The organism is Streptomyces sp. NRRL F-5630 (genome assembly GCF_000719475.1).
Lineage (GTDB): Bacteria > Actinomycetota > Actinomycetes > Streptomycetales > Streptomycetaceae > Streptomyces.
This window is the reverse complement of the sequence record NZ_JOGO01000130.1, coordinates 1-7,488: the sequence shown is the minus strand read 5'-3', so window position 1 is coordinate 7,488 and position 7,488 is coordinate 1. Positions and strand designations below refer to the sequence as shown.

Here is a 7,488-nt window from a genome sequence, read left to right as displayed (position 1 = left end):
CCCCCCCCCGCCCCCGCGAGCCTCCGCCCCCTCCCCCACCCGCTCCCGCACCCTCGGACCACGGCCTCGGCGCGCCCCGCGCCAGGGGCGTCGGTGGCGGCAGCGGAAGGCGGCTGGGCGATGGCCGGGAACGAGCACCGTGCGACGGCGGCGGCGATCCTGCCGCTGGTGGGTGGCGCCGCCAACGTCACCTCGGTCACCCACTGCATGACCCGGCTGCGGCTCGGGCTCGCGGACCGCTCGCGAGTCGACGACGCCGCGTTGCGCGCACTGCCCGCCGTCCTCGGCGTGGTCGAGGACGGCGGTTCGTACCAGGTCGTGCTGGGTCCGGGGAAGGTCGCCCGCGTGACCCCCGAGTTCGCTCGCCTGGTCGACGACGGCCGGGACGCCGCCCCCGCACCCGCCGCAGCGGACGCCGCTCTCTCCGGCACCACCTCCTCCACCGCCGACGCGCTCGCCACCCGCGGTGCCGAGATCCGCGCCGAGCGCCGGGCGCGCAACCGCACCCCCGTCAAGCTCTTCCTCCGCCGCGTCGCGGACATCTTCGTGCCCCTCATCCCCGCGCTGATCGGCTGCGGGATCATCGCGGGGCTGGGCGGACTGCTGGTCAACCTCGGCTGGGCGGGAGGGTTCACGGCCGCGCTGACCGCGGTCTCCTCCGGCTTCATGGCGCTCATCACGGTGTTCGTCGGCTACAACACAGCCAAGGAGTTCGGGGGCACGCCCGTGCTCGGCGGCGCGGTCGCGGCGATCATCGTCTTCCCCGGTGTGGCCAAGGTGGAGGTGTTCGGCACCCCGCTCGTGCCCGGTCAGGGCGGGGTACTGGGCGCGCTCGGCGCCGCCGCCCTCGCCGCGTACGTGGAGCGCTGGTGCCGGCGCCGGGTGCCCGAGGCCGTCGACGTGCTCGTCACCCCGGCCCTCACGGTGCTCGTCTCGGGGCTGGTGACCCTCTACGGCCTGATGTACGTGGCGGGCGAGGTCGCCGAGGGGATCGGTACGGCGGCGGACTGGCTCCTCACGCACACGGGCGCGTTCGCGGGCGTCGTGCTCGGCGGCCTCTTCCTTCCCCTCGTGATGCTGGGCCTGCACCAGGCGCTCATCCCGATCCACACGACGCTCATCGAGTCCCAGGGCTACACCGTTCTCCTCCCGGTGCTCGCGATGGCCGGGGCGGGGCAGGTGGGCTGCGCGCTCGCGGTCGCGCTGCGGCTGAAGCGGAACACCTCCATCCGCCGGACCGTCAGATCGGCCCTGCCCGCCGGGGTGCTGGGGGTCGGTGAGCCACTGATCTACGGTGTCTCGCTGCCGTTGGGCCGGCCGTTCATCACGGCGTGCGCGGGGGGCGCGGCGGGGGGCGGGCTCGTGGGGCTCTTCTCCATGCTCGGCACCAAGGTGGGGGCCACCGCCATCGGGCCCTCCGGGTGGGCCCTCTTCCCGCTGCTCGCGGGGAACCGCGGCCTCGGCGCCACCGCCGCGGTCTACGGTCTCGGCCTGCTGGCCGGGTACGGCGTGGGCTTCGCCGCCACGTACCTCTTCGGCTTCGACTCCGCGACCTTGGCCGAGCTGAACACGGACGCCCGCCCCACCCCCGCCGCCGCGCCGACAGCCGCACCCGCCCCCGCGGGAGTCGCGGAGCCGGGCCCCGCCCAGCCCTCGGAGCCCTGAGCGCTCGACCAGCTCCAGGAGGCGGCCGGGCTCAACCGGTCCCGGCGGCCCGGCGGCTGGCTCATGCTCGTCCTGCCATCGCTTTGCCGGCCCGACCAGGCGGGACACACCGGTTTCCGCCCCTCCTGGCCGGGCATTCCGCACGCGGACAGGCGCTGCACCGCGCCTCCAGCGGCTGGAACCGACGTCACCGCACGTCCAACAGCTACGACCACCCACCGGCGAACCCAGGCGGTCTCAGCACCGGGCGAGTACCGCCCGGGCCACCGGTCTCAGCGGAAAGCGGCGACGTTGCGGGCGGCCCAGTCGGCGAAGGGCCGCGGGGGACGGCCGAGGACGCGCTCCACGTCCGGGCTGACTCGCAGCTCGGCCGGGCTCGGATCGCCGAGGATGTCCAAGGTCTCGTCGGCGAGTTCCTCCGGCATGCTCTGGGCCATCGCGGTCCTGGCTTCGTCGCGGGTCAGCTCGTGGAAGGCCACGGGCGAGCCCAGCGCTGCCGCGAGGGCTTCCGTCTGCTCGCGCGGAGTGATCACCTCGGGGCCGGTCAGCTCGTACGCGCCGCCGGTGCAGCGGTCCTCCAGCAGGCAGGCCGCCGCCACCGCGGCGATGTCCGCCGGGTCGACGACCGGCACTCCGACATCGCCGAAGGGCGCCGCGACGACCCGTCGCGAGCGGACGGACCCGGCCCACCACAGGGCGTTGGAGGCGAAGCCGCCCGGCCGCAGGACGGCCCACTCCAGGCCGGACTCCCGCACCGTCTCCTCCAGCGCGCGCATCGCGATCCGCGTCGCTCCGAAGGGCCTGGTCACCACACCGAGCGTGGAGAGCAGGACGATGCGACGGACTCCGCTGTCCACGGCCTCGCCGATGATGTCGGCGGGACGGGCACCGGCGGCGTGCAGATCGCCGGAGAGCAGCAGGAACAGCGACGTCGCCCCCGCCAGTGCGGGCCGCAGACCGGCCGGCTCGGCGAGGTCGGCCACCCGGTGGCGGACACCGTCCGGCACCACCGCCTGGTGCCGGGACACCGCCGTCACCTGTTCGCCCGCCTCCGCCAGCGCCCGCGTCAGCGGTCGGCCAATGTTTCCGGTCGCCCCGGTCACCACGATCATGATCAGCTCCTTGTCGGATGTGCACTGAGGGTGGTCACGATAGGAGCGAGGGCTAACTTCTAGTAAGGACATACCAGAAGGTAAGCTGCTGACATGGCGGAAGGCGTGCAGCGCAGAGGGGCCGAGACCGGTGAGCGGTATGAGGTGTTTCACACTGACTGCCTGGCGCGCGACGTGGTCGACCACGTGACCAGCCGGTGGGGCGTCTGGGTGCTGATCTCCCTGCGGCGCAACGACCTGCGGTTCTACGAGCTGCGCGAGAGCATCCAGGGCATCAGCGAGAAGATGCTGGCCCAGACCCTGCGCGCACTGGTCGCAGACGGCCTGGTCTGGCGGAAGGTCGAGCCGACGACGCCACCGCAGGTCACGTACGGGCTCACCGAGTTCGGCCGGGACATCGGCGAACCGCTGACGGAGCTGTTCGACCGGATCACCCGGCAGCTGTCGGCGCTCGACACCGCCTAGGAGAGCCCTGTCCCCCACATTTGCTTGTGGCACGGAGAGCGAAGGGTGAGCTGCTTTCCTCTCCTTCCACGAGGACGGGTGCTTGCGCAGTCGCCTCCGTCGTTCGCTGGTTGAGCGTCGAGGAGTGTGACGCGCTGACCCGGGCGGTCAGGATCGGCCTCCCTCCCACCGCAGGCGAACGGCGAGTTCGCCGCACGGAGGAAAGGCGTCCTCGCGGGTACGCCCGGCCCTTCAACGCGAGGGTCCCGGCGGCCCGCAGGGAGGCGGAGCCCTGCCCGCTCCTGGACCACGCGCGAGCCCCGATCCCTCGACCCCGGGCACCGTCCGCAAGGAGCACTGCGCGTACCCGCTACGGGACCTGCTCCACCCTCGTCCGGGTCGATCCCCTGGCCGGCGTCACCGCTCTCGACAACCTCGACACCGAACTCGTCGCGTGGCCTCAAGCCATCCGTACCGGCCGGCGGCAGACCGGGGGGCACATGAGCACTACAGACACCCGCCCCAGACGCAGACACCTCTATCCCGCACCTCAGAAGCGACGTTCTACTAGTTGGCGCGTACATGAATTATCGGCCGAGGATCTTGACGCTGTTATGCCACAGGCCGAGGATGGCTTCGCCGAAGCAACGGGCCGCCGTGAGAGGGCAGGTGAGTCCGCGTAGGGGCCGCTCGCGCGCCGCCCGTACGCGGTCGCGCGCCCCCTCCCCCCGCCCGCGCTCCGACTCCCCGCACCCGCGGAACGTGCCCCGGGACCGTCTCGCGCGGCCCGCGCCCGTCCCTCCCCGTGCGGCCCCCAAGGAGAGGAGAGCAGCTCGTGTCCCCCAGCAAGCCCAGGCCCGCGGCGGCCACCACCCGCCCCGCGACCACCCCCGAACCCTCCGCCGCGCCCGCGCAGGTGGCCGATCCCGGTGGTCTCGGCCTCGGCGCCTTCGCCCTGACGACCTTCGTGCTCAGCGTCTTCAACGCTGGCCTGCTCGACGACTCCGTCGAGAAGGTCGTCCTGCCCCTCGCGCTCTTCTACGGGGGCCTCGCGCAGTTGCTCGCGGGGCTTTGGGAGTTCCGCAGGAACAACACCTTCTCGGCGACGGCGTTCGTCTCCTACGGCGGCTTCTGGCTCGCCTTCGCGCTCTACGTCGGCAAGATCGCGCCCGGCCTCGACCCGGCTTACGCGGACAAGGCCACGGGCCTCTTCCTCCTCGCCTGGGCGATCTTCACCGCGTACATGACGGTCGCGGCGCTGCGCACCAACGGCGTCGTCCTCGGCGTCTTCGTCTTCCTCACGCTGACGTTCGCCTTCCTCTCGGCGGGCGCCTTCGCCGGCTCCAGCGGCGTCGACCACGTGGGCGGCTGGCTCGGGCTCGTGACGGCGGTCGCGGCCTGGTACGGGTCCTTCGCGCACGTCGCGAACAGCACGTGGCGGCGCGAGGTGATCCCGACCTGGCCACTGCGGACCTGAGAGGTCTTCACCGATCCGGGGCTGACGAGGTCCTGGCCGATCCGGGCCCGGGAGCTGAAGACTCCAGCGGTTCCCTCCCGACCGCCTCGGCAGTGCCCTCCCGACCACACACCCCCCTCCGGGCCGATCATCACGTTTACACAGTGCGATGGTCACACTTACCCGCCAGAGTTTTCACACAGAGTAGTTGATGGGTACCTTCCTGTCACGGCGTGGTTCCGGTACGACGGTGCCGCCCCGTGACAGGAGGAGACGCCTCGTCATGCACACCCAGTCCCCGCAGCCCCGCATCGCGCCCGCCCCCGGCGCCCCCACCCCTGCCTTCCCCGCGGCGCAGGGGACCGGACAGGTGCCGTCGCTCCCACCGGAGGTGGCCGGGGTCGCGATCACGACGGTGGACACGGCCGGGATCACCCGGGTCAAAGCGGTGCCCGCGGCACGCCTGGCGCGGGCGGGACAGGACGGCGTCGGGCTCTCGCCGGTCTTCGACGTGGCCCTCGTCGACGACTCCTTCACGAGCAGTACGTACATCGGCGGCCCGGAGGGCGACCTCCGCGTCGTCCCCGACCTGAGCGCTCTCACGGTCCTCGCGGGGCAGCCGGGCTGGGCCTGGGCCCCCGGCGACAGGTACGAGCAGTCCGGCGCCCCCGCAGCCGCCTGCCACCGCACCTTCCTGCGCCGGATCACCGCCCGCGCGGAGGCGGCGGGGCTCTCACCGCTCATGGGCTTCGAGACCGAGTGGATCGTCACCCTCCCCGCCGACGGCACCGACGCGGGGAACTCCGCGCACGCGGAGGCGGAGCCACGCCCGCCCGCGCCGGGCGGCGCGTACGGCATGACACGTCTGGCACCGCACGGCGACTACCTGCGGGACATCCTCGTCGCCCTGGAGCGGCAGGGCGTCGAGGTCCTCCAGATCCACCCGGAGTACTCGCCGGGGCAGTTCGAACTGTCCGTCGCGCCCGCCGGGCCCGTCCGCGCCGCCGACCTCGTGGTCCTCGTCCAGGAGACCATCCGCGCCGTCACCGTCCGGTACGGCTGGGAGACCAACTTCGGGCCCAGCGTTCTGGCCGACCAGGTGGGCAACGGCCGGCACCTGCACCTGAGCCTGTGGCGCGACGGGATCAACCTGTGCGGCGGGGGCGAGGGGCCGAGCGGGCTGCGCCCGGAGGCCGAGTCCTTCCTCGCGGGCATCCTCGGCGAGCTTCCGGCCCTGCTCGCGATCGGCGCCCCCAGCCCCGCGAGCTATCTGCGCCTGGCCCCCTCACGCTGGACGGGCGCCTTCCAGTGCTGGGGGCCGGAGAACAGGGAGGCGGCACTGCGCCTGATCCCCGGTACGCCGGGCCGGGCCGAGACGGCGAACGCCGAGGTCAAGTGCCTCGACGCGGCGGCGAGCCCGTACCTCGTCGCGGGCGCGGTGCTCGCCGCGGGTCTCGGCGGCCTGGAGCGCGGCGAGCGACTTCCCCCGGCCACGGCGGGAGACCCGGCGGACCTGGCGGAGGAGGAGAGGCCGGCCCGGCTGCCGGGCTCACTGCCGGAAGCGGTGGCCCGTTTCCGGCAGTCGGAGGTGCTGCGCGCGGCGCTCGGCGATCCGCTCTTCGAAGCGATCACGGAGGTACGGGAGGCCGAGGTGGCCCTCTTCGCGGGGTACAGCCCCCAGGCCCTCGCCAACGCCACCCGCCGCGCCTACCGACACCCCCCGCACCGAAGACGACCCCCGCACGTCCCCCGGCCGTCGGCGGCTCACCTCCCCGGTGTCGTCCCGAGGTGGCTGCGCAGGAAGCCGAGGGTGGACTGCCACGCCTGGCGGGCTGCGTCGGCGTGGTACGTCTCGCGACGGTCGTTGAAGAAGGCGTGGCCGGTCGGGTAGAGGCGCAGGTCGGGGGTGACTCCGGCCTTCCGCAGCGCGGCCCGCAGCGCGTCGAGGGACTCGGGCGGGACGCTGCCGTCCTGTTCGCCGTAGTGCCCGAGGATGTCGGCGCGCGTCCCGGTGAAGTCCGGGAGTTCGCCCTGGATCACCCCGTAGAAGGGGACAGCGGCGCTGACCCGGGGGTCGGTCGCTGCCAGTTGCAGGACGAAACCGCCGCCCATGCAGAAGCCGACCGCGCCCACGGAGGAGGAGGTGACCTCGGGAAGGCCGAGCAGGTAGTCCACCGCTCCGGAGAGCAGTTCCACGCCGCGCTCCACCGGCAGGGCGCCCATCATCCGGCCCGCTTCCGCGGTGTCGTGGGCGACGGCGCCGCCGTACAGGTCCGGGGCGAGGGCGACGAAGCCCTCGGCGGCGAGACGGCGCGTCACGTCGGCGATGTGCTCGGTGAGCCCCCACCACTCCTGGATGACGAGCACCCCGGGACCACGTCCGGTGGGCGGCAGGGCGAGGTAGCCGTGCGCGGTGCCGCCCGCGCTCGGGAAGCTGACGTTCTGCTGCGGCTCACCGGCCGACCGCGGGGCCGGGGTGGCGGAAGGGGACGGTTCGGACGCGGACATGGACACTCCTCCCCCCGCCGCGAGTCGTTGCCCGCGCCGGGGCTGCTGACATGGTGACGGCTGCGTGCCGCCCCCGCTGACGCTACGACGTCCGGGGAGGCGAAGCGGAGGAAGGGCCACCGGTGTCGGCGGTTCGGCGGTGACGGCGGTCTCCGAGGGGGGTGGTACACCGGCTGGGGCGGCTGTCACCCGAGCACGACGGGTGCGCGCTGACCGGGCCAGGCGAGGCCGTACGGCTGGGAGGTCCGGGGGGCGTTCCTTTTGGGGGGGTGTCCGTGTCGGGGCGGGCGGCCGGGGCGGGGC

5 protein-coding genes and 1 pseudogene are annotated in these 7,488 nt (G+C 73.5%); 4 read left to right on the top strand and 2 right to left on the bottom strand.

Features of this window, described 5'->3' with window-relative positions:
* The first annotated feature begins 120 nt into the window (after positions 1-120).
* Positions 121-1,665, top strand: a complete 1,545-nt coding sequence (locus IF99_RS0129525; RefSeq protein WP_037828057.1) for a PTS transporter subunit EIIC — start codon at positions 121-123, stop codon at positions 1,663-1,665.
* 272 nt (positions 1,666-1,937) lie between these two features.
* Here IF99_RS0129525 and IF99_RS0129520 read toward each other — a convergent pair whose 3' ends face one another.
* Positions 1,938-2,777 carry an SDR family oxidoreductase gene (locus tag IF99_RS0129520; RefSeq protein WP_031001393.1) on the bottom strand — a complete coding sequence of 280 codons (840 nt, stop codon included), beginning with the start codon at positions 2,775-2,777 and terminating at the stop codon, positions 1,938-1,940.
* Positions 2,778-2,870: 93 nt separating this feature from the next.
* On the opposite strand from IF99_RS0129520, the gene IF99_RS0129515 reads away from it, so the two are divergent.
* From IF99_RS0129515 to IF99_RS0129505, 3 genes and pseudogenes are all read left to right on the top strand, one after another.
* Positions 2,871-3,242, top strand: a complete 372-nt coding sequence (locus tag IF99_RS0129515; RefSeq protein WP_031001391.1) for a winged helix-turn-helix transcriptional regulator — start codon at positions 2,871-2,873, stop codon at positions 3,240-3,242.
* A gap of 814 nt (positions 3,243-4,056) precedes the next feature.
* Positions 4,057-4,698 (top strand): acetate uptake transporter, encoded by a 642-nt coding sequence (locus tag IF99_RS0129510; protein ID WP_031001389.1) that lies wholly within the window; start codon positions 4,057-4,059, stop codon positions 4,696-4,698.
* Positions 4,699-4,960: 262 nt separating this feature from the next.
* Positions 4,961-6,388 (top strand): annotated as a pseudogene (locus IF99_RS0129505) (glutamine synthetase); the annotation flags it as partial.
* A 53-nt stretch (positions 6,389-6,441) separates the two neighbouring features.
* Here IF99_RS0129505 and IF99_RS0129500 read toward each other — a convergent pair.
* Positions 6,442-7,185 carry a dienelactone hydrolase family protein gene (locus tag IF99_RS0129500; protein ID WP_031001385.1) on the bottom strand — a complete coding sequence of 248 codons (744 nt, stop codon included), beginning with the start codon at positions 7,183-7,185 and terminating at the stop codon, positions 6,442-6,444.
* Between the last annotated feature and the right edge of the window lie 303 nt (positions 7,186-7,488).